Annotated in this window: 37 protein-coding genes; all 37 read left to right on the top strand. The window is 69.8% G+C overall.

The window, feature by feature from the left end; genetic code table 11:
* On the top strand, positions 1–224 hold a 224-nt coding region (locus tag ACFQS1_RS19975), incomplete at its 5' end, for a hypothetical protein (protein ID WP_378970378.1).
* Complete coding sequence (locus tag ACFQS1_RS19970; protein WP_378970376.1) at positions 221–829, top strand: hypothetical protein; 609 nt, start codon at positions 221–223, stop codon at positions 827–829. The genes ACFQS1_RS19975 and ACFQS1_RS19970, both read left to right, overlap by 4 nt.
* Positions 829–1,173: a hypothetical protein gene (locus ACFQS1_RS19965; RefSeq protein ID WP_378970373.1), complete on the top strand. Its 345-nt coding sequence runs from the start codon at positions 829–831 to the stop codon at positions 1,171–1,173. Before ACFQS1_RS19970 ends, ACFQS1_RS19965 begins: the two co-directional genes overlap by 1 nt.
* Positions 1,170–1,649: a hypothetical protein gene (locus tag ACFQS1_RS19960; RefSeq protein ID WP_378970371.1), complete on the top strand. Its 480-nt coding sequence runs from the start codon at positions 1,170–1,172 to the stop codon at positions 1,647–1,649. Before ACFQS1_RS19965 ends, ACFQS1_RS19960 begins: the two co-directional genes overlap by 4 nt.
* Positions 1,649–1,918, top strand: a complete 270-nt coding sequence (locus ACFQS1_RS19955; RefSeq protein WP_378970369.1) for a hypothetical protein — start codon at positions 1,649–1,651, stop codon at positions 1,916–1,918. Before ACFQS1_RS19960 ends, ACFQS1_RS19955 begins: the two co-directional genes overlap by 1 nt.
* Complete coding sequence (locus tag ACFQS1_RS19950) at positions 1,915–2,145, top strand: hypothetical protein (protein ID WP_378970367.1); 231 nt, start codon at positions 1,915–1,917, stop codon at positions 2,143–2,145. Before ACFQS1_RS19955 ends, ACFQS1_RS19950 begins: the two co-directional genes overlap by 4 nt.
* The gene (locus tag ACFQS1_RS19945; protein ID WP_378970364.1) at positions 2,145–2,339 is read left to right on the top strand and encodes a hypothetical protein; all 195 of its coding nucleotides are present in this window, start codon (positions 2,145–2,147) and stop codon (positions 2,337–2,339) included. The genes ACFQS1_RS19950 and ACFQS1_RS19945 overlap by 1 nt, the downstream gene beginning before the upstream one ends.
* Complete coding sequence (locus tag ACFQS1_RS19940) at positions 2,336–2,911, top strand: hypothetical protein (RefSeq protein WP_378970362.1); 576 nt, start codon at positions 2,336–2,338, stop codon at positions 2,909–2,911. Before ACFQS1_RS19945 ends, ACFQS1_RS19940 begins: the two co-directional genes overlap by 4 nt.
* Positions 2,908–3,402: a hypothetical protein gene (locus ACFQS1_RS19935; RefSeq protein ID WP_378970359.1), complete on the top strand. Its 495-nt coding sequence runs from the start codon at positions 2,908–2,910 to the stop codon at positions 3,400–3,402. The genes ACFQS1_RS19940 and ACFQS1_RS19935 overlap by 4 nt, the downstream gene beginning before the upstream one ends.
* Positions 3,389–3,814 (top strand): HNH endonuclease, encoded by a 426-nt coding sequence (locus ACFQS1_RS19930; RefSeq protein WP_378970357.1) that lies wholly within the window; start codon positions 3,389–3,391, stop codon positions 3,812–3,814. Before ACFQS1_RS19935 ends, ACFQS1_RS19930 begins: the two co-directional genes overlap by 14 nt.
* On the top strand, positions 3,811–3,984 hold the full coding sequence (locus ACFQS1_RS19925; RefSeq protein ID WP_378970354.1) for a hypothetical protein: 174 nt from the start codon (positions 3,811–3,813) through the stop codon (positions 3,982–3,984). Before ACFQS1_RS19930 ends, ACFQS1_RS19925 begins: the two co-directional genes overlap by 4 nt.
* Positions 3,984–4,223, top strand: coding sequence for a hypothetical protein (locus ACFQS1_RS19920; protein WP_378970351.1), 240 nt, complete (start codon positions 3,984–3,986; stop codon positions 4,221–4,223). The genes ACFQS1_RS19925 and ACFQS1_RS19920 overlap by 1 nt, the downstream gene beginning before the upstream one ends.
* Complete coding sequence (locus ACFQS1_RS19915; protein ID WP_378970349.1) at positions 4,223–4,360, top strand: hypothetical protein; 138 nt, start codon at positions 4,223–4,225, stop codon at positions 4,358–4,360. Before ACFQS1_RS19920 ends, ACFQS1_RS19915 begins: the two co-directional genes overlap by 1 nt.
* Complete coding sequence (locus ACFQS1_RS19910; RefSeq protein WP_378970346.1) at positions 4,357–4,896, top strand: hypothetical protein; 540 nt, start codon at positions 4,357–4,359, stop codon at positions 4,894–4,896. Before ACFQS1_RS19915 ends, ACFQS1_RS19910 begins: the two co-directional genes overlap by 4 nt.
* On the top strand, positions 4,893–5,999 hold the full coding sequence (locus ACFQS1_RS19905) for a glycosyltransferase family 2 protein (protein WP_378970344.1): 1,107 nt from the start codon (positions 4,893–4,895) through the stop codon (positions 5,997–5,999). Before ACFQS1_RS19910 ends, ACFQS1_RS19905 begins: the two co-directional genes overlap by 4 nt.
* Before the next feature lie 13 nt (positions 6,000–6,012).
* Positions 6,013–6,180, top strand: a complete 168-nt coding sequence (locus ACFQS1_RS19900) for a hypothetical protein (protein ID WP_378970342.1) — start codon at positions 6,013–6,015, stop codon at positions 6,178–6,180.
* Positions 6,173–6,376: a hypothetical protein gene (locus ACFQS1_RS19895; protein ID WP_378970340.1), complete on the top strand. Its 204-nt coding sequence runs from the start codon at positions 6,173–6,175 to the stop codon at positions 6,374–6,376. Before ACFQS1_RS19900 ends, ACFQS1_RS19895 begins: the two co-directional genes overlap by 8 nt.
* Before the next feature lie 151 nt (positions 6,377–6,527).
* Positions 6,528–7,049, top strand: a complete 522-nt coding sequence (locus ACFQS1_RS19890; protein ID WP_378970338.1) for a response regulator transcription factor — start codon at positions 6,528–6,530, stop codon at positions 7,047–7,049.
* Positions 7,046–7,261, top strand: coding sequence for a hypothetical protein (locus ACFQS1_RS19885; protein WP_378970335.1), 216 nt, complete (start codon positions 7,046–7,048; stop codon positions 7,259–7,261). The genes ACFQS1_RS19890 and ACFQS1_RS19885 overlap by 4 nt, the downstream gene beginning before the upstream one ends.
* Positions 7,258–8,013, top strand: coding sequence for a DNA-methyltransferase (locus ACFQS1_RS19880; protein ID WP_378970333.1), 756 nt, complete (start codon positions 7,258–7,260; stop codon positions 8,011–8,013). The genes ACFQS1_RS19885 and ACFQS1_RS19880 overlap by 4 nt, the downstream gene beginning before the upstream one ends.
* 205 nt (positions 8,014–8,218) lie before the next feature.
* A complete protein-coding gene (locus tag ACFQS1_RS19875; protein WP_378970331.1) occupies positions 8,219–8,533 on the top strand; it encodes a helix-turn-helix domain-containing protein in 315 nt (104 codons plus the stop codon).
* Positions 8,530–9,051, top strand: coding sequence for a VUT family protein (locus tag ACFQS1_RS19870; RefSeq protein WP_378970328.1), 522 nt, complete (start codon positions 8,530–8,532; stop codon positions 9,049–9,051). The genes ACFQS1_RS19875 and ACFQS1_RS19870 overlap by 4 nt, the downstream gene beginning before the upstream one ends.
* Positions 9,052–9,055: 4 nt before the next feature.
* Entirely contained in the window at positions 9,056–9,643 is a 588-nt protein-coding gene (locus ACFQS1_RS19865) for a hypothetical protein (protein ID WP_378970326.1), read from the top strand.
* A 337-nt stretch (positions 9,644–9,980) separates the two neighbouring features.
* Entirely contained in the window at positions 9,981–10,754 is a 774-nt protein-coding gene (locus ACFQS1_RS19860) for a hypothetical protein (RefSeq protein WP_378970323.1), read from the top strand.
* Positions 10,751–11,110, top strand: coding sequence for a DUF6221 family protein (locus tag ACFQS1_RS19855; protein ID WP_378970321.1), 360 nt, complete (start codon positions 10,751–10,753; stop codon positions 11,108–11,110). The genes ACFQS1_RS19860 and ACFQS1_RS19855 overlap by 4 nt, the downstream gene beginning before the upstream one ends.
* Positions 11,107–11,478, top strand: a complete 372-nt coding sequence (locus tag ACFQS1_RS19850) for a hypothetical protein (RefSeq protein WP_378970318.1) — start codon at positions 11,107–11,109, stop codon at positions 11,476–11,478. The genes ACFQS1_RS19855 and ACFQS1_RS19850 overlap by 4 nt, the downstream gene beginning before the upstream one ends.
* Positions 11,478–11,735 carry a hypothetical protein gene (locus ACFQS1_RS19845; RefSeq protein ID WP_378970316.1) on the top strand — a complete coding sequence of 86 codons (258 nt, stop codon included), beginning with the start codon at positions 11,478–11,480 and terminating at the stop codon, positions 11,733–11,735. Before ACFQS1_RS19850 ends, ACFQS1_RS19845 begins: the two co-directional genes overlap by 1 nt.
* A 134-nt stretch (positions 11,736–11,869) precedes the next feature.
* Positions 11,870–12,103 carry a hypothetical protein gene (locus ACFQS1_RS19840; RefSeq protein ID WP_378970314.1) on the top strand — a complete coding sequence of 78 codons (234 nt, stop codon included), beginning with the start codon at positions 11,870–11,872 and terminating at the stop codon, positions 12,101–12,103.
* A complete protein-coding gene (locus ACFQS1_RS19835) occupies positions 12,100–12,711 on the top strand; it encodes an XF1762 family protein (RefSeq protein ID WP_378970312.1) in 612 nt (203 codons plus the stop codon). The genes ACFQS1_RS19840 and ACFQS1_RS19835 overlap by 4 nt, the downstream gene beginning before the upstream one ends.
* Positions 12,708–13,139, top strand: coding sequence for a hypothetical protein (locus ACFQS1_RS19830; protein ID WP_378970309.1), 432 nt, complete (start codon positions 12,708–12,710; stop codon positions 13,137–13,139). The genes ACFQS1_RS19835 and ACFQS1_RS19830 overlap by 4 nt, the downstream gene beginning before the upstream one ends.
* A 620-nt stretch (positions 13,140–13,759) precedes the next feature.
* Positions 13,760–14,131, top strand: coding sequence for a hypothetical protein (locus ACFQS1_RS19825; RefSeq protein WP_378970307.1), 372 nt, complete (start codon positions 13,760–13,762; stop codon positions 14,129–14,131).
* Between the two features lie 167 nt (positions 14,132–14,298).
* A complete protein-coding gene (locus tag ACFQS1_RS19820; RefSeq protein ID WP_378970304.1) occupies positions 14,299–14,697 on the top strand; it encodes an HIT family protein in 399 nt (132 codons plus the stop codon).
* Positions 14,694–14,921 carry a hypothetical protein gene (locus ACFQS1_RS19815; protein WP_378970302.1) on the top strand — a complete coding sequence of 76 codons (228 nt, stop codon included), beginning with the start codon at positions 14,694–14,696 and terminating at the stop codon, positions 14,919–14,921. The genes ACFQS1_RS19820 and ACFQS1_RS19815 overlap by 4 nt, the downstream gene beginning before the upstream one ends.
* On the top strand, positions 14,921–15,280 hold the full coding sequence (locus ACFQS1_RS19810) for a hypothetical protein (protein WP_378970299.1): 360 nt from the start codon (positions 14,921–14,923) through the stop codon (positions 15,278–15,280). Before ACFQS1_RS19815 ends, ACFQS1_RS19810 begins: the two co-directional genes overlap by 1 nt.
* Positions 15,277–15,573 (top strand): hypothetical protein, encoded by a 297-nt coding sequence (locus ACFQS1_RS19805; RefSeq protein ID WP_378970297.1) that lies wholly within the window; start codon positions 15,277–15,279, stop codon positions 15,571–15,573. The genes ACFQS1_RS19810 and ACFQS1_RS19805 overlap by 4 nt, the downstream gene beginning before the upstream one ends.
* A gap of 262 nt (positions 15,574–15,835) precedes the next feature.
* Entirely contained in the window at positions 15,836–16,465 is a 630-nt protein-coding gene (locus ACFQS1_RS19800; RefSeq protein ID WP_378970294.1) for a DUF7341 domain-containing protein, read from the top strand.
* Complete coding sequence (locus tag ACFQS1_RS40660) at positions 16,462–16,554, top strand: phosphatase domain-containing protein (RefSeq protein ID WP_465263212.1); 93 nt, start codon at positions 16,462–16,464, stop codon at positions 16,552–16,554. Before ACFQS1_RS19800 ends, ACFQS1_RS40660 begins: the two co-directional genes overlap by 4 nt.
* The last annotated feature ends 729 nt before the right edge of the window (positions 16,555–17,283 follow it).

Here is a 17,283-nt window from a genome sequence, read left to right as displayed (position 1 = left end):
GGGATGCGGCGCGGGATGCGGCGGGGGCTGCGGCGCGGGATGCGGCGGGGGCTGCGGCGCGGGATGCGGCGCGGGATGCGGCGGGGGCTGCGGCGCGGGATGCGGCGCGGGATGCGGCGCGGGCTGCGGCGCGGGCTGCGCTGCAGCCCACCGTCGACCAACTCCAGGACTCCGCCATCACCCTGTTCACCGCCATGATCAAGCCGCAGGAGACCGCGCGATGACCGACCTCGAGACCACCAACCTCGCCCACCACCCCCGCGAACGCCTGAAGGGCATAGCGATGACGATCTTCACCACGGACTACGCCGACTCCGGCGAGATCCCCGCCTACAACAGCCTCGGCGACGACCCGACCCGGAACCTGCGAGCCGAACGCGACGCGATCCTCGCCGCGCAGCACCAGCTCCGCTCCGCGGACCCGACCTGCGAGATCCCCGCCGTGAACGACGGCCCGGTCATCGACCTCGTCGAGACGGTCCGGATCCACGTCCCGGACGGCCTGGAAGGCCCGCAGAAACCCCCGCCGCCGCTGCCGAAACCCCCGAAGGTCGCCGAGTGGGAGCGCCTGGCCGACACCGAGCACCTGTCGATCCTCGGCGCGCTCACCGCGACCCCGGACGGCGAGATGGCCCCGCTGCCCCGGCCGATCCCCCCGACCATCCCCCCGCCCCGGCCGAAGCCGGCGTGGCGTGACAAGCAGCCCAGCCTGTGGCAGCGGATCACCCACCGGCCGAAGCACCGCAAACCCTCCTACCTGGCCGGGTTCGTGCAGCTCGCCGTCGTGGTCGCCCTGATCGTGGCCGGGCTGTGGCAGGTGATGGGCTGATGGCCGCCAAACGCGAGCCCCGCGCCGTCACCATCGCCGAGATCGAGCTTACGTTCAAGCTCGCCTCGTACTGGTGGGGCGACACGTGGTGCCCAGCCATTCACCGCAAGGGCAACGACCGGTACGGCATCCGCGTCCTGTCCTCGGTGAGCGTCCACGGCGCCAGCCGGACGGTCAACTACAGCTACTTCGAACTCGACGCCGACGGCGTGATCGACACAGCGCCGCTCGGCTACGCGAAGCAGTTCAAGCCGGGCCAGATCGCCGACATCCAGACCTGGGCTGAGCGGATGTCCACGCCGGACCCGAGCGCCGAGCGCATCACCTTCGGGGGTGGCTGGTGACCGCGCTGAAGCCGAACGCCGAACTGGCGTACCGAGTCCTCGACCAGATCGACGCGCACCCCGAAACCTGGGACCAGAGCACCTGGGACTGCGGCACCTCTGCCTGTTTCGCGGGCTGGGCCGTGCGGCTGTCCGGCTGGAAGGTGAACACCGACCAGGGCATCTCCCAGGTCGTCATCGACGGCCCGGAACACGTCATCGGCCTGGAAATCGACGAAGCCGCGCAGATCGCTCTCGGATCGGACTGCTACCTCCGCCGAGACGACGCCGACGACCCTGACGACCCTGACGACCTCTTCTTCAGCTGCAACACCCGCGAGGACCTCGGCCGCCTCGTCGCCGGGATCTTCGGCCCCCGCCCCTCCTCGTACGGCACCGGATGCTCCTGTGACTACCTCGGGGGGAACACCCCGGAGCATGCCCCGGGAGCGTTCTGCCCCAAGCCCGAAGAGCGCACCGAAGGCGGCGAGTCCTGATGGCCGCCGTCGAGACCCGCCGGGTCCTCGCCCGCTCCCACATCATCACCGCCGACTACCGCTATGTCGCCACCGCAGGACCGGAAATGTACGCCACCGCCCGCCGGCGTGGCTTCCTGCACTGGGACTGGGTGCTGTTCCCCGACGGCCGGTTCGGTGACATCTGGGCCGAAGGACGTGCCCGGACGCGGGAGAGCGCGTTCCTCGCGGCGACCGTGGCAGCGCAGACACCAGGACTCGGCCAGCGCGCGGAAGGAGGAGCGCGGTGAGCACCGCAACCATCCCGCTCGACCAGCACCCCACTGCCGCTGCCCGCGAGTACGGCCTGGCCGTCATCAACGCGTGCCTCGTCGACTACGACCGCGGCATGCGCACCGCCGCCGACGCGGAGCTGCTCCACGAGTCCGAGCGGCTCGAAGCCCTGCCGAAATCCCCGGTCGTGCGGAGCATGCGGGCGATCGTCGACGGCGCTCGCGCCGCCAGGGCGGTGGCGTGATGGCCGTGCACTCGCAAGCCCTGCCGTGGCGGGTCTACCGGCAGGACGCCGAGGCCCGCTACGCCGACGTCGAGGTCTGCGCCCACCGCTGGGGATGGGCCGCCGAGTTCTGCGCCGGGCGGCGGGAGACCAGCCGAAGCCACCGGGCCCAGTGGGGGATCTTCTACACCGCACGACGGGCGGTGGAGTCGTGAGCAACATCGACCTCAGCTCGTACAACACCGTCGCCGACCGGATGCGGGAATTTTTCGAGACCTACCCGGAAGGCTGCCTTCGCCCACACGCGCCGTGGCGGGTGGAGACCATCGGCGACAAGGCGTTCGTGATCTTCGAGGCCGCCGCCTACCGGACTGCATGCGACCAGAACCCGGGCGTGGGGACGGCGTGGGAGCCGTTCCCCGGCCGGACCCCGTACACCCGCGACAGCGAGCTGATGAACGCGGAAACCTCGGCGTGGGGCCGGGCGATCCTTGCCGTCGGCGCGGCCGACACGCGGAAGGGGATCGCGTCGGCGGAGGAGGTCCGCAACCGGCACGCCGAGCGGGACGCGTGGGAGGAGGCCGCGCCGGCCCCGACAACAGAGCAGGCGGAGAACTTCACGAAGCTGCTCGCCCTCATCCAGGCCGCCACCGCTACGGAGATACCGGCCATCGGCAAGGAGGTCAGCGCGCTGAAGTCCGACGGCCAGATCACGCCCTACCAGTACGAGCAGCTGGCGAGGGCGGCTTCTGCCCGGCTGGCGAAGGTGCAAGGAGGCGGGTCGTGAACCGGGCTGAGATGACCCGCCGCGTGCTGCTCCTCGAAGCAGCCCGCGACCAGATCGACGCGAAAGCCCGAGCTTTGCGGGAGGACCTGAACGCCGATGCGCGCGCCGAATACGAGGAGCAGGGGTCGGCGCAGACGTGGCGGTTCGACATTGGCACCTGGTCCCAGGGGATCTCGAAGGAAGCCCCTGTGGTTGAGGACCCGTCGGTGTTCGCCGCGTGGGTGAAGGGCCGCTGGCCGTCGGAAGTCATGGAGGTCGTGAACCCGGCGTTCCAGCGGGCACTGCTCGCCCGGCTGACACCGATGGGCGAGTCCGTGGTCGATCAGCGCACCGGCGAGCTGGTGCCCGGCTTGGCGGTCCGGCCGGGCGGCGTACCGCTGACGCTGCGGTTCAAGCCGAACGGCGACGCCCTGGCGGTGGCTGACCAGCACGCCGCGCAACTCGTCGCCGAGGTCACGGCGGCGCTGGGGGTCACCGATGCGCAGGGGTAGCCCGATGCGCCGGACGCCGCTGAAGTCCCGGCGGACGCAGACCGGCCCGCCCCAGGACGTTGTTGACGCTGTTTACGAACGGGCGATGTTTTCCTGCGAGCGCGATGGGCGCGCGGTCGGACCCCGGCGAGGGATCGACCACCACCTGCACCACCGACGTCCGCGGGCGATGGGTGGCACGGACCGGCCGGACACGAACCTGCCCAGCAACCTCTTGCTGCTGTGCCCGCCGTGCCACGAAGCGATCGAGTCCCGGCGCGGTGAGGCGCTGGCGGCCGGCTGGCTGGTGCCGCAGAACGGCGACCCGGAGGAGACGGCGGTCGTCCTTTTCGGCGACCGGATCCGCTACCTCACGGCCACCTGTGAGTACTCGCCGCACCCGCCCCGCTGGAAGGAAGGAGAAGCCCCGTGACCGCCGTGGACTGGAGCGCCTACCAGAAGTGCACCGAGGTGTGCGGCGCCGAACTCGGCCAGCCGTGCCGTGAGCTGACCGGATACACGGCGAACAGCGGAAGCGGCGCGGTGGTCGTGGTCGACGCCGCCCGCCCGCACACCGGGCGCAAGCGGAGGGCGGGCCGCTGATGCTGCGCTCTTCCGACATCACCTGGCAGACCGTCCCCGCCGAGCCGCCCATGTCCCGCCGCGTCTGGCGCAACGTCGACCGGCAGGTGACCGCTGAACTCACGGCGATCGACCGGGACCTGGCCGCATGGGCCGGGTGGGAGCCCAAAACCGAGGCCGTGGACCAGCTCCTCGACGCGCGTCTCTACTACCGGCCACCGGACGTCATGGACTCCTGGCCCAGGAAGGTGACCCGCTGATGGGACGCACGAATCCGTACCGTCATCCGCTCGGCCGCCGCTGCGGTGACCCGCGCATCCTGCTGGGCGTCCTTCTGCTGATGCCGTACGCCATGGCGCGGTACGGGATCGACTCCTGGCGGGAGCGGAGCCGATGACCTGGACCACGTGGTGCGGAACCTGCCGCGAGCCCGCCACCTTCCGTTGCCGCGAGCGCCTCCACGACGTGCGCGATTTGCTCGCCGACCGGGATCCGGCTGTGGAGCAGTGGCAGGAGTCCATATCGGCGCGGCTACAGCGCGTCGAGCAGGAACGCGACGCCGCCCTCGCCGAACTCACCGCCGTACAACGGGAGCTTGGCTTCTCCCGCCGGGCCGAGGACGACCTACGCGCCCAGCTCGAGCAGGAACTCGCCCGCCGCGCCCACCTGCACGAGGCACTCACCGCCGCCGTCCTCGACCGGGAGCACGCCCGCGCCCAGCTCGACGACGCCATCCGCCACTGGGCAGCCGAAGCGAAACGGCTGCGCGGGCAGGGCTACGGCGGCGTGTACGTGGCCCGTGACGACTACGGCCTGACCTGCCTGTTCTGCGACGGCCCGATCGTGCGCGGGCAGGCCGTCGAGACCCAGCCCGGAACCGCCAACGGGACGTGGCAGCACGCCTGCTGCCCGGCCGCAGGGGGGCAGTCGTGAAGCGCCGCGTCATCGCGGTCGTGCCCGCCTACAACGAGGCGGGCACCATCGCCGCCACCGTGGCCGCGCTGCGCCGGCAATGGGCGCCGGGGCTCGACGACATCGTGGTCGTGCCCAACAACTGCTCCGACGCCACCGCGGCCGAAGCACGTAACGCGGGGGCGACCGTCCTCGAGTACCCGGGGCACAACCCGCACAAGAAAGCGGGGGCGCTGAACTGGGCGCTCGGCCGGATCCTGCCGTACCTGGCGGACGGCGACATGGTCCTCATCACCGACGCGGACTCGGTGCTGGACCCGGACTTCACCGCCCACGCCGCCCGTGCGCTGCTGCGCCCGGCTGTCGCCCGGCACCGTGACGGCGTACGCCCGCGTCGTCCGGTCGGTGCGGCGTGCGCGCAGTTCCGGACCGCCCGGGACCCTGGCGGCCTGCTGGCCCGGGTGCAGCGCAACGAGTACGAGCGGTTCGCCCGGCAGGTCGCCCGGCGCGGCGACAACGCGCTCGTGCTCTCCGGTGTCGCCACCATGTTCCTCGTCGCCGCGATCCGGCACGTCACCGCCGAACGCGGCCGGTCCCTGCCCGGCTATCCGGGCGAGTTCTATCACCGGGACACCGCCACCGAGGACATCGAGTTGACGTTCGCGTTCCGGGCGCTCGGATACCGGCCGATGGCACCGGCGGGCGCGCGGGCGCAGACCGACATCATGCCGACCCGGCGCGCTCTGCACGATCAGCGTCTGCGGTGGCAGCGGGGAATGCTCGACAGCCTGCGCCTGTACGGCCTCACCCGCGCCACCGCAGTCGACGCGCTCAAGCAGGCCGGCATCTACCTCGGCTCGCTTGCCGCGCCCGCCTACCTGGCGTTCCTCGGCTTCGTCCTGGCGACCACCGGAACGGTCCCGTTCTCGTGGACCTGGGCCCCGGTCACCGTCGTGTTCGTCGCCGAGCGGGTGTGGACGGTACGCGCCAACCCCGTCCTGGACCGCCTCCTGGCCGCTGCGCTGATCCCTGAGTGGGTCTACGAGCAGTGGCGGTCAGGCGTGTACTGGCGCGCCCTGTGGAAGACACTGCGCGGCTCCCGCCGCGAGTGGATCAACGCCTGAAAGGAAACCCTCTGTGTACCCCGGAAAGATCGTCACCGGAACTGCTGTCACCTCGGGCGGCGCGCTCGCCGTCACCGGCCACAACTCGATGTGGCTGGTCATCGGCGGGCTGACGCTGATCCTCGCCGGGCTGGCCATCGTCCGGCTGGTCCCGAAGCGGCGGCGGGTGCGCGGTGGCTAGCGACGTGCTGGACCGTACGGCCCGGCAGGTGTACATCCCGGGCCACGCCGGCTACATCCACCGTCTCGCCACAGCGAAGACGAGCAGCCGTCTGGGCCGGGTCTACACGTCGGACTGTGACCGCACCTACTACGGCATGGACGGCGCGGTCCTGACAACGGCCGCGGTGACGTGCCCGCACTGCGGAGGTGCCTGATGGCGCTGATCACGGATCACGTGTGGCGTCCGCCGAAGCAGCCCGGAGGCGTCATCCGCAGCTGCCGGCCGCTGGACCGGCCGTGCGAGTACATGAACTGCCGCCGCCCGAGGGGCGAGCACGCCCGCGCCCGGACCCTGAGGCGGATGTCATGACCGGCCGGCCGCTCGACCTGTCCCACCGGGAGCAGCAGATCCTCGAGCTGATCGCCGACGGCCGCGAGCAGGCGGAGATCGCCCGCGCCTTGCACGTGTCGGAGAGCACCGTCAAAGCGTCCCGGCGGACCCTGTACGACAAGCTCGGCGCCCGGAACGGCTCGCACGCCGTGCACCTGGCCCACCTGCGCGGTGACCTGCCCGCCGGTGTGAGAACGGACGACGAGACGGCGATCCTGCGCGGCGTCCACCAGATGGGCTACCGGATCGCGCTGGCCCCACTCGCCGGAGGTGGCCTGGTGAAGCCGCGGGAGGGCCGACTGATGGCCGGCGACTTGGGCTGGCATGCGATGGAGTGCGGACTATGCCCGGAGACATGGTGGATCCCGTTCGGGGCGACCGAGTACGGCACCGCCGTGATCGACCTGGCCGCCGAGCACTGGCGGGACCACGTCGCCCGGGGCGAGGACCCGCGCATGGAGGCGCTCAAGGCAGGAAAGGCGGTGAGCGACGCGTGAAGCCGGCCGAGCATCGGGTGTGCGGTGGCATCTTCACCCCAGACCCGGCCATCCCGGCAGACGTCCGCTTCGTGCGCGGCAAGCGCGTGGTTCGCCGCGTCTGCCGGTGCGGTTTGGTCGGTGCGCCCGGGGACCCGCACCACAACGCCGAGGCACCCGAGGAAGCGGATCACGGGCAGCGGGCCGCCGGCGAGGAGGTCGATCCCGGGTGAAGCCGTACTTCGACGCGGGAGACGTCCAGCTCTACCACGGCGACTGCCGCCGGTTGCTCGCCGACCTGGACGTGACCGCCGACTGCGTGGTGGCCGACCCGCCGTACGGCGAGACCTCATTGGCCTGGGACCGCTGGCCTGACGGCTGGCCCGACGCGCTCCTGGAGGTCACCCGGTCGATGTGGTGCTTCGGGTCGATGCGGATGTTCCTCGACCGCGCCCTGCAGTTCGGCGCATGGCGACTCTCGCAGGACATGGTGTGGCAGAAGCAGAACGGCAGCGCCTTCCACGCCGACAGGTTCAAGCGCACCCACGAGTGCATCACGCACTGGTATCGCGGCGCCTGGGCGGAGACCTACCACGAGGTCCCGCGCGCGCCGTACTACGGCGCCAACGTCAAGGTCATCACAGCGAAGCGCGATCGCGGCTACCACCTCGGCGACGCCAAGAAGAACACCCACGTAGCCGGATCCGACCGGATGATGACCTCGGTGCTGCAGGTCCGGAACATGCAGGGCCGCGCGCTCCATCCGACCGAGAAGCCCGCCGCCGTCCTCTCGCCGCTGATCGAGTACGCCTGCCCTCCCGGCGGTCTCGTCCTCGACCCGTTTGCCGGCTCGGGCTCGACCGCCGTGGCCGCCCGCCTGCTCGGTCGCCGCGCCGTGCTCATCGAGGCCGACGAACGCTACTGCGAGGTCATCGCCCGCAGGCTCGCCCAGGACGTGCTGCCCCTCGGCGGTGAGCCCGGGTGACCATCCGCTGCCTTCGGTGCCACCGGGCCCTCAAAGACCCGGCATGGGCCACACGACGCTACGGGAAACGCTGCGCTGAACTCGTCGGGCTCGTAGCGGTACGCAGCCCTGCGCCTGTCCCGGTCAAAGCAGCACCGAGAGCAGTGGTGGAGAGCACCGATGGGCAGCTGGAGCTGCCGTTCGAGACGAAGGAAGGAGGCGAGGGGTGACCAGCGAACCATCGCCCGGACTCGGTGCCGCGATCCGTCGGAGGCGCATCGAGCGCGGCCTTTCCCAGCCGCAGCTGGCCGAGAAGCTCGGCATTTCAGTCAACGCCGTCAGCCAGTTTGAGCGCGGCGTAACCGTGCCCGGCGTATACACCCTGTCCGAGCTGGCATCAGTGCTCGGCGTCACCTACGGCGTGCTATTCGACGAACCGCTCGCCCTGGCCGAGCACGCCGTAGCCCAGGTCCGCGACGAAGTACGAGCGCTCGGCTACGACCTGGCACTGATCCCGATCGACCCCCGGAGGACCACGTGACCCGCTACCCGCTCGCCATCGCGTCGGCCGCCGCCTTCGTCGCCCTGGTCGTCGCCTCCAACTGGCTCACCGCCGAATACGGCCTGATCGGTGGCTTCGTCACCGCGGGGACCTTCACCGCCGGGCTCGTGCTCGCCGCCCGCGACGCGGTCCGCGAGACCGCCGGTGTCTGGTCTGCGCTCGGCTGCGTCGCAGTCGGCGCTGGGCTGTCCGTGTTCATGTCCACCCCCGCCCTCGCGCTCGCCTCAGGCGTGGCGTTCGCCGTCTCCGAGGCCGTCGACACGCTCGTCTATGAGCCTCTCCGGCGTCAGGGTCGAGTTCGCGCTCTTGCCTGGTCCAACCTCGTCGGGTCCGTCGTCGACAGCCTGCTGTTTTTGACCATCGCTGGATTCCCGCTGTGGCCCGCCATCGTCGGGCAGGTGGCCGTGAAGTGGGTCATGTGCGTAGCGCTGCCCCTGCTGGCCATCGGAGGCGTCCGTGCGGTACTTCGCTACCGCGTCCGGGCCGAAGGTGCGTAGCGCCATGGCTGCCGGAACCATCGGGCAGATCGCCACCCCGGCCGCAGGCAACCGCGTGCCGCCGGGCGTTGAGTGGGTGGCCGACAACGCCGTCTTCGCAGGCAACTACCCGGGCGACGCCGAGTACCTCGCATGGCTCGCCCAACGAGCGGATCGGGCCGCATGGTGCCGATTCGTTGTTGCGCCGGATGTGGTCGCGGACGCTGCTGCCACCCTCGCGCTTTCGCTGCCGATGCTGCCTCGCATCCGCGCGCTTGGCTTCCCCGCTGCGCTCGTTGCGCAGGACGGTCTGGAGCGCCTGGACGTGCCCTGGGACGCCTTCGACTGCCTGTTCATCGGCGGGTCGACGGAATGGAAGCTCGGCCCGGCCGCGCGCCGGCTTACGGCCGAGGCGAAGCGACGCGGCAAGTGGGTGCACATGGGCCGCGTTAACTCCCGTCAGCGCCTGCTCTACGCCTCGGCGATCGGCTGCGATTCGGTAGACGGCACGTACCTGGCGTTCGGACCGGAGCGGAACCTTCCGACGCTCCTTTCGTGGCTGCGCGAGTTGGACTGGCCCGCCCTCTTCGATCATCCGGAAGGGGCTGCCTGACATCTGTATGTGCACCATCCCGCCCGGAGCGCGACGAGCGTTCCGGGTAGCGATATTCCCGGTTAATGGCGAGGTCGAGCGTGAAACAGATAACACCGGAAAAGGTGCGAATAAAGCGGCGTGGCGCGCATTCACCTTCGCCGCTACCTGCGGTTTCGGTGAGAGAATTGAGGGGCGGAACGGGTGCGTCAACACCCGCTCCGCAGGCTCAACAACCGATTCGCCCACTGCTAGGCACACGAACCGGAAGGAGCCCTGGCGTGACTATGCCACGGGTCAGCAATATGCGCACGCCTCGCCACGCTGTGCGATTCACCACCGAACAGGCGTACGCCTAATGGGGGCCACCAACGTCGGCTGCGTATTCAGCCGGTACGCGGGCAAGGTCCCGCCGCTGTCGCTGGTCCTGCTCGCCTACATGGCGCTCGTCTCCAAGGATGCCGACGACTGGCCGTTCTTCCGCATGGGCCAGCCCGCGCTCGCCGAGCTGGCGATGGGCCGCGAGAACCCCGACGCCTCCGATGTTCGAGCGGTGCAGCGCGCACTGAAGCCGCTCCTTGACGTTGGTGCCATCACCGTCGACCGCGCAGGCGCGACGCGGGGCGACGGCAATGTCACCGCCCGGTACCGGCTGAACCTCCACGAGCGCGCTGACAAAGCCCGCGCCGAATGGGAGGGGACACCCGACGGAAACCGTCGTATGTCTGACGGCCGTAGAGATCCACAACATACGACGAAAAGTGGCGGAGACACCCGACGGTTTGTGACGGAACACCCGACGGTTTCTGACGAGACATACGACGGAAACCGTCGCCCTCAAGAAGAAGTAGGAGACATGAGGAGCGATAAAACCGAGGAAGAAGAGTCTTTCAAGACGGCCTCTTACCCTCCGCGCGCGAACGAGCCCGACGACACCGACAACGTCATCCCCCTGTTCCCCGGCACCGCCAACGCGCCCGAGGAGAACCCCTACCGCCCGATCCCCGTCGTCGGTCGCCGCCGCTGGTCGACGCCCGGCATGGACACCATCGCCGAAGCCATGGAACGCCAAGCCGCCAAGCGCGCCGAGCACCAAGCCCACCTCGCTGCTGAAGGGACCGAGACCGCGTGAGCGTCGAGAAGCTGGCCATCGCCGATCGCACCGAAGACGAATTCGCCATCATCCGAAGCTTCCTCGACGACGACGAACGGGTAGCCAAAGCCGCCTCCCCGGGGCCGTGGGACCACGGGAACGACGGCCTGGTGTGGCCGCCCCGGATTGGCGATCCAGTGAGCGGCTCGACCGAGATCGAGGACGCCGAGCACATCGCGCGCTGGCACCCGCTGCGCGTGCTGGCGCTTACCCATGCCCTGCGTCAGGCCCTCGACGAGTTCCACGGGGAGGCCCGCGAATACGAGGTCATCGTCCTGCTGTCGCAGGCGCTCTTCGCCGACCGGCTCGGCTTCCCTGAGGGGTGGCTGCGGTGACCCGCGTCCACACCCAGACCTACTTCACCGCCTTCGACCGGCACCGCCGGGCTGGCGCGTGCCTGAGCCCACTCGCCATCGGCTTGCGCGCAGACCGGCGAGGCATCTGGCGGTTCCCGCCGCAGGACCCGACCCAGCGCGTGATCTGGCCTGCCCCCGTCATCGACCTGAACTCCCGGAGAGCCGTGCCGAGCCTTCCGGGTAGTTACCAGTCGGGTGACGTGGCCTACGAGCTGGATGACGTGTGGCTCGTGGACCCGGACGATCCGAGCGTCGGCGCCGAGGCGCGCTTCATTCAGGCGAAGGCCATGGCGGCAGGGCTGAACGCCGCCGTCCGTGACGCCGGCGAGAACGGGAAGGAGCAGTAATGGGCGACCTCGACGTCCCCGACGGAATGGCGCTCACCTGCAAACCGTGCGGCCTGCGCCTCGACGACAACGCCACCATGGGCGTCATCGCCGCGCACTTCGAGGCCGAGCACGGCGACGCCGGGATCGAGCTCGAGCTGGTGGTGATCTGCCCGCGCTGCGACAAGCCCATGGTGTACGAGGGCAGCTTCGGCCGGGTCGACCGCTTCCAGTGCGGGCCGTGCCACCGCACCCGCACCATCCGGAGGAGCGAGTGAGCACCTTGGAGTTTGTCCTCCCCGAAGGCTCACCCGACCCGTGTCCGAACGCCTGCGGTGGGCTCACTGAGGACGCAAAGAGGCTGCGCGGTGACCTCCCGGTTGCACTCCTCCTACGGGAGGAGGACCCGCCGATGAGCGCCGAAGATCCGCAAGTCGTCGCATCGGAGCTTCGCCGACGCGGCTTGCCCGTGCACCGGGCCGACGACGTGATCGGCACCGATGAGCAACTGCGCGAGATCTTCACCTCGGCCCGCCTCGGTGGCTGGGACGGGACCCGCGCACCTCGCCCGCGACACATCAACCTCGGACGGCTGATCGCCGTGGGCGGTGTCTCTTCTCTCGACTCCCGAAGGACCACACCGTGACCCTCGCCCTCGTGCCCGTGTCGTTCGCCGATGCCTGTGCGTTCGTCGCGGCTTGGCACCGGCACCACGAACCGCCCGCCGGACACAAATTCTCAATCGGCGTAGCACGCGACCAGACGCTCGTCGGCGTCGCCATCGTCGGTCGCCCAGTCGCTCGGCCCTTTGACGACGGCTCGACGCTCGAAGTGACCCGTTGCGCCACCGACGGCACCCCGAACGCAGCCTCGATGCTCTACGCAGTCGCATGGCGCGCAGCCTCGGCGCTCGGGTACCGCCGACTCGTCACCTACACCCAGCGCGGGGAGTCCGGCGCGAGCCTGCGGGCGGCCGGGTGGCGCGTCATCGCCGAACGGCCACCGCGACCGGGCTGGAACGTGCCGAGTCGCCCACGGGACGCGAGGGGCACCGCGAACGTCCAGCGCTACCTATGGGAGGCGGTCTCGCCGCGTAGCGATGTCGCTGCGCTTACCCCGCAGGCGCGCGAGGACTGCCCGTTCTGCATGACCGGCCTGGCCTCTCACTGCCCTCGGCACCGCGACGAGCAAAACCTCATTGACCCGCCGCGCGCCGGCTCTTCTCGTCTCACGTCAGGAGAGACCCCCGCATGATCATCAACCTCACCCCGCACCCGCTGCACTTCTACCCGAATGACTGCCCGGACCGGATTGAGCGCGGGCAGGTAGAGCCCGAGTTCACCGTCGGCCCGTCCGGCAAGGTCGCCCGGCTCGCGCAGGAATCGCTCGGCACCGGCTTCACCGAGGCATTCGACATGGAGGGCACGTCGCCTGCCCAGTCGCTAACCGCGACGGCCGTGGAGTACGTCGACTACGGATCGGTCTACGGCTTGCCGCCCTTCGACGGCTGCGCGCCGCCCCGGACGTTCTACGTCGTCCCGCTCGTGGTCGCGCTGGCCGCCCGGGACCGGCCCGACCTACTGGTTCCGTACCGCGACGTCCGCAACATGCAGGGCTCCGTCATCGGCTGTCGCCAGCTGGCGAGGCCGGTATGCAACGCCAAGCACCGGGAGGCGTCGTGATCACCTACCGCGCAGGAGCCCACCACGGAGTCACCATCTGCCGAGAGGGGGATGGCTTCGTCTGCAACTGGGAGGGCCACGACTGCGCACGCGGACACCTGGTGGCTGTGGTGGTCAACGGAGACCGGGACCTAGCCGAAAGGATCTGCGCCCTGCTGAACGCGGACTCCGATCGGGATCCGGACATGGACGCGATGATCGCCATGCAGGAGTGGGACGCCCACGAGCGCAACGAGCAGCCGGTACGCGAGGGCTCGGGCACCACTCGGCTACACCCGACGTGCGTGGACGTCAGCGCGGACGATGAGCCGCCTGGCTCAGCGTGGATCTGCGTGCGCGCCTGCCGCGCCTCGGCCGACTCGTGTACCTGCCCACCTGCGTCGGGTCCGGCCACGATGCCCGACCCGCTCTGCGTGGTCCACCGGGGCCGTCGCATGAAGGGCCCGAAGCCTCCGCCGCTGGGTGCAGGATGCATCTGTGACGGCTCGGGGCGTGCCGGCCCGCGCCACGGCGAGGTGATCTGACGTGACCTGGCTCGACCGTCTCGGTATCGCTTTGGCCTGCGCCTTGATGGCCTTCGCGGCGCTGCTGGTCGCATTCGTCATCTGGCAGGTGTGGCTGTGACCGATCTCCGTGACCAGCTTCCCGCCTTCGAGGAAGCAGCCCGCCGCCTGCTGCACGCCCCTCGCCGCCTGGTCCTCGTCCACGCCCGCCCCGCCGCCTGCCACCCGGACCGTCCGGTGAACGCCCGCGGCTTGTGTGACTCCTGCTACGAGACCCACTGGCGTAACGGCACCCTCGGCCAGTTCCCGACGAAGCGCACCCAGCGGTTCCGGGACGACTTCGTCGCCGAGTACCGGCACCTGCGCTCCTACGGGCTCGGCCGTTCCGAGATCGCCGAACGGCTCGGAATGACCCGCAACGCCGTCGACGCCGCCTACCGCCGGGCCGTGCGCGCCGGCGCCCTTGCCCCTGACCGGAGGGCCGGATGAACGACGTGATCCCTGACCAGCGTGGCTTGTGCCAGCACTGCGGCATGTGGGCGTACTGGGACGGGCGTCGCTGGCGGCATGAGCTGAACAGGTCCGCTGCCTGCCCGAACGGCCGAACGTCCGCAACTGTCGATGGGAAACCACTGGGGGTCCCGGAAGGACAAGCCGTGACCCGTCTTCCCTGCTGTTCCACCTGGGACGGAAACACCCTGATCCACGAGACGACGACCATGCGCGCCGTTCTCGATGGCCACCCCGTCGCGCCAGGGCATGCCCTGGTCTACCCGATCCGGCATGTCGATCGCCTGGTCGACCTGACCGGCCAAGAGGTGATCGACGCGCTCTACCTGATCGAGGTGGCGCAGCACGCCGCCGACGTCCACGAGGCCGAGGACTTCACGATCGCCGTGAACGACGGCCCGTTGGCCGGCCGAACCGTCCCGCACCTCCACGTGCACGTCATCCCGAGACGGGCAGGGGATGTCCCTGATCCCCGGGGAGGGGTGCGGCGGCTGCTGGTCCCGGACATGACACAGGACCCGTGGATCACCAGGGAGGGCTCGTGACCTCCTACGAGGAATGGCGGGTCACCGGCCGATGGGGCGAGGAGCCGTACGAGTTCGTCTGGTCGCCGATCGGCAACGTCACCCGGGCGTGCGGCTTCGATACCGCCGAAATCGAGGCCCGGAACTTCGTCGATGCGATGCGCGAGAACCAGGTCTACTGGGCGGACGGTCCTCATCTTCACCGTCGCACGGTGACCGTAACCGAGTGGGAGGAAGCCGACTGATGGGCCGCTTCGTGATCAAGCCGGATCGGGACGTGGACTTCTACGTGGGCTGGTCGACCATCGTCGAGTCGATCATCTGGTGGGGGCCGCGCGCCGAGGTGCTGGCATACCTCGCCGAAGACGCGCCGGCGGATCCGCCGGAAGAGCGCCTGGCGCGCGCCGACCTGAATGGCTCCTCGGCCTACAACTACAAGATCGACGGCGGGTGGGAAGACGAGGGATTCACCTACGAGCAGCGCGGCTGGCTCCCTCGCTCCCTCCTGGTCGCCGCATGCGAGGCGCTGGAACGCGACGACGAACCCGCTGTCTGGGACCTGTTGGAGCCCTTCGAGGAAGGGATGGAGGTGCGCCGGGGATGATCCAACGTTTGCGAGCCATCGTCGAGCGCGCTGTGCGTCGTCAGGCTGTCCGCGCAGCCGATGCTGACGCTCACTGGCGGAGGATCACGAATAGGCCTCCGCAGGTGATCCACGCCAGCCCGGCGGACCTTGCCAGCGAGTTGTTCTGGACGCTGCACATCGACCCGGTTGCCCGCGAGTACGGCATCGAGTGCCCCACTGCGCTTCGGCGCGTTCTTCCTGATGACCATGTCCTCGAGCGCCCTAACGGGGAGCTGGTGCTCATCGTCCGCGTTGACAGGGAGTGCTCGTGAGCCGCCGCAAGCCCCCATCCCTCCACTGGCACGTGGGTGACTCCTGCCAGGTGCGCCACGTCTGGTACCTCGATGGCCGGGAGAAGGTGAGCTGGGAGGGCGCCGAGGTGGTTGCCGTGCGCGGGGACCGTGTCGTGGTGCGCCGGTACAGGTGGGAGTCGGAGCATCCTTGCTGGGAGCTTCGCAGGAAGCCGAAGCCGCTCGGCCACGCGATGGCTCGCGTGCTAAATCGGTTCGGCCACGACCGCCATCGGAGGACCGTATGACCCTTCTGGATCAGATCACTGGTCTGGCTGACGGCCTGACGGATCCCCACGTGAATCGGGAGCCGTACACGGTGTGGGACGGGAACCGGCATCGGAAGACGCATCATCACGTGACGGTGCAGCATGGTCTGTTGACGCAGCTGCACCGGGCTGTGCTCCCGGCGTCCGTGGCCGGCGAAGGGCCGGGTGGTGGCGTGCCGAAGTCGCGGCCGCCTCTGGAGATCGAGGCGCTGTCCCGCTACCGGCAGATCACCGCGGCCGCGCGCCGCTGGTGCAAGGATCTCGGCGTCGACCCGCGCGCTACGCCGGAGTCGACGATCCGCGCTCTTGTGGGCGCCGCCGGCCGCATGGATGACGGCGAGCAGCGGGAACTGCTGGCTGATCTGCGCCGGTGGGTGTCGTGGTGCCGGGTGTATCTCGGGCTTGAGCAGATTCGCCGGATCGCTGGCGCGCGCTGCCCGCTCGCTGACTGCGCCCAGTTGGGCAGCCTGCGCATCAATCTGACGACGAGCTACGGCATGTGCACTGCCTGTGGCGCGGCGTGGGATCGGGACACGATCGGTGTCCTCGCCGAGCACATCAGAGTCGCAAGAACGACAACCCCCACCGAAGGAGCACCCGCATGACCGCCCGAGCCGTTCTTTTCGACATCGACGGCACGCTCGCCCTGCGCGCGGGCGACCGCTCGCCGTTCGACTGGCATCGGGGTTGGTGAGGACGATCCCAAGAAGGGTGCCGCGCCGCCGTGCCAGTCGGGGCAGACGACGCTGATGCTGCTCGCTGGCCTCGAAGCCGAACTCGCCCGGCGCGCCTCGGCCGAGGCTGCTTGACGGTGGGCGTCAAGCCCTGCGAAGATCGCCGCAAGTGAACCCTGCCCGGACGCATTCGGCAGGGCGCGCAGACTACGACGGGCCTAGCCCTTTGAGCTTGGGCCTTTGTCGTATCCGGGTCATCCGGTGGGGGTTGCTGTTCCCCGGGGGTTCAGCGCAGGGGGTGCCTTCGTTTCCGGGGGTGCCCCCTTTCCTGCAGGGACACCGGCCTTCCTCTGGGGGTACGGCCTCTCGTCTTAGACCTCGGCGCACCCGGACACCCGCTACCCCACGGGAGGGCTGATGCCGAACGCCGGCAGCACCCACGCCCGGGGGTACGGCAAGGAGCACGAGGCCCAGCGCAAGGCATGGGCACCGGTGGTAGCCAGGGGCGAGGCCCACTGCCATGCCGTGCTGTGTCTCGAGCCCACCCGCGCGATCAGCCCTAGCAGTGAGTGGCACATGGGTCACACGCCCGACCGCACACGGTGGACCGGACCGGAACACCCGAGGTGCAACGTTGTCGATGGGGCGAAGCGCGGCGCGGCAGCGCGTGCGGGGATGAAACACTCGCGCACGTGGTGACAACGCTCTGACCTGCGGAAACGTCGGACCGAAAAAATCTTGGACCGGAA

The organism is Paractinoplanes rhizophilus (genome assembly GCF_042664765.1).
GTDB classification, from domain to species: Bacteria; Actinomycetota; Actinomycetes; order Mycobacteriales; family Micromonosporaceae; genus Actinoplanes; species Actinoplanes rhizophilus.
Note: the sequence above shows the minus strand (reverse complement) of the source record. Positions and strands in the feature narration are given on the sequence as shown.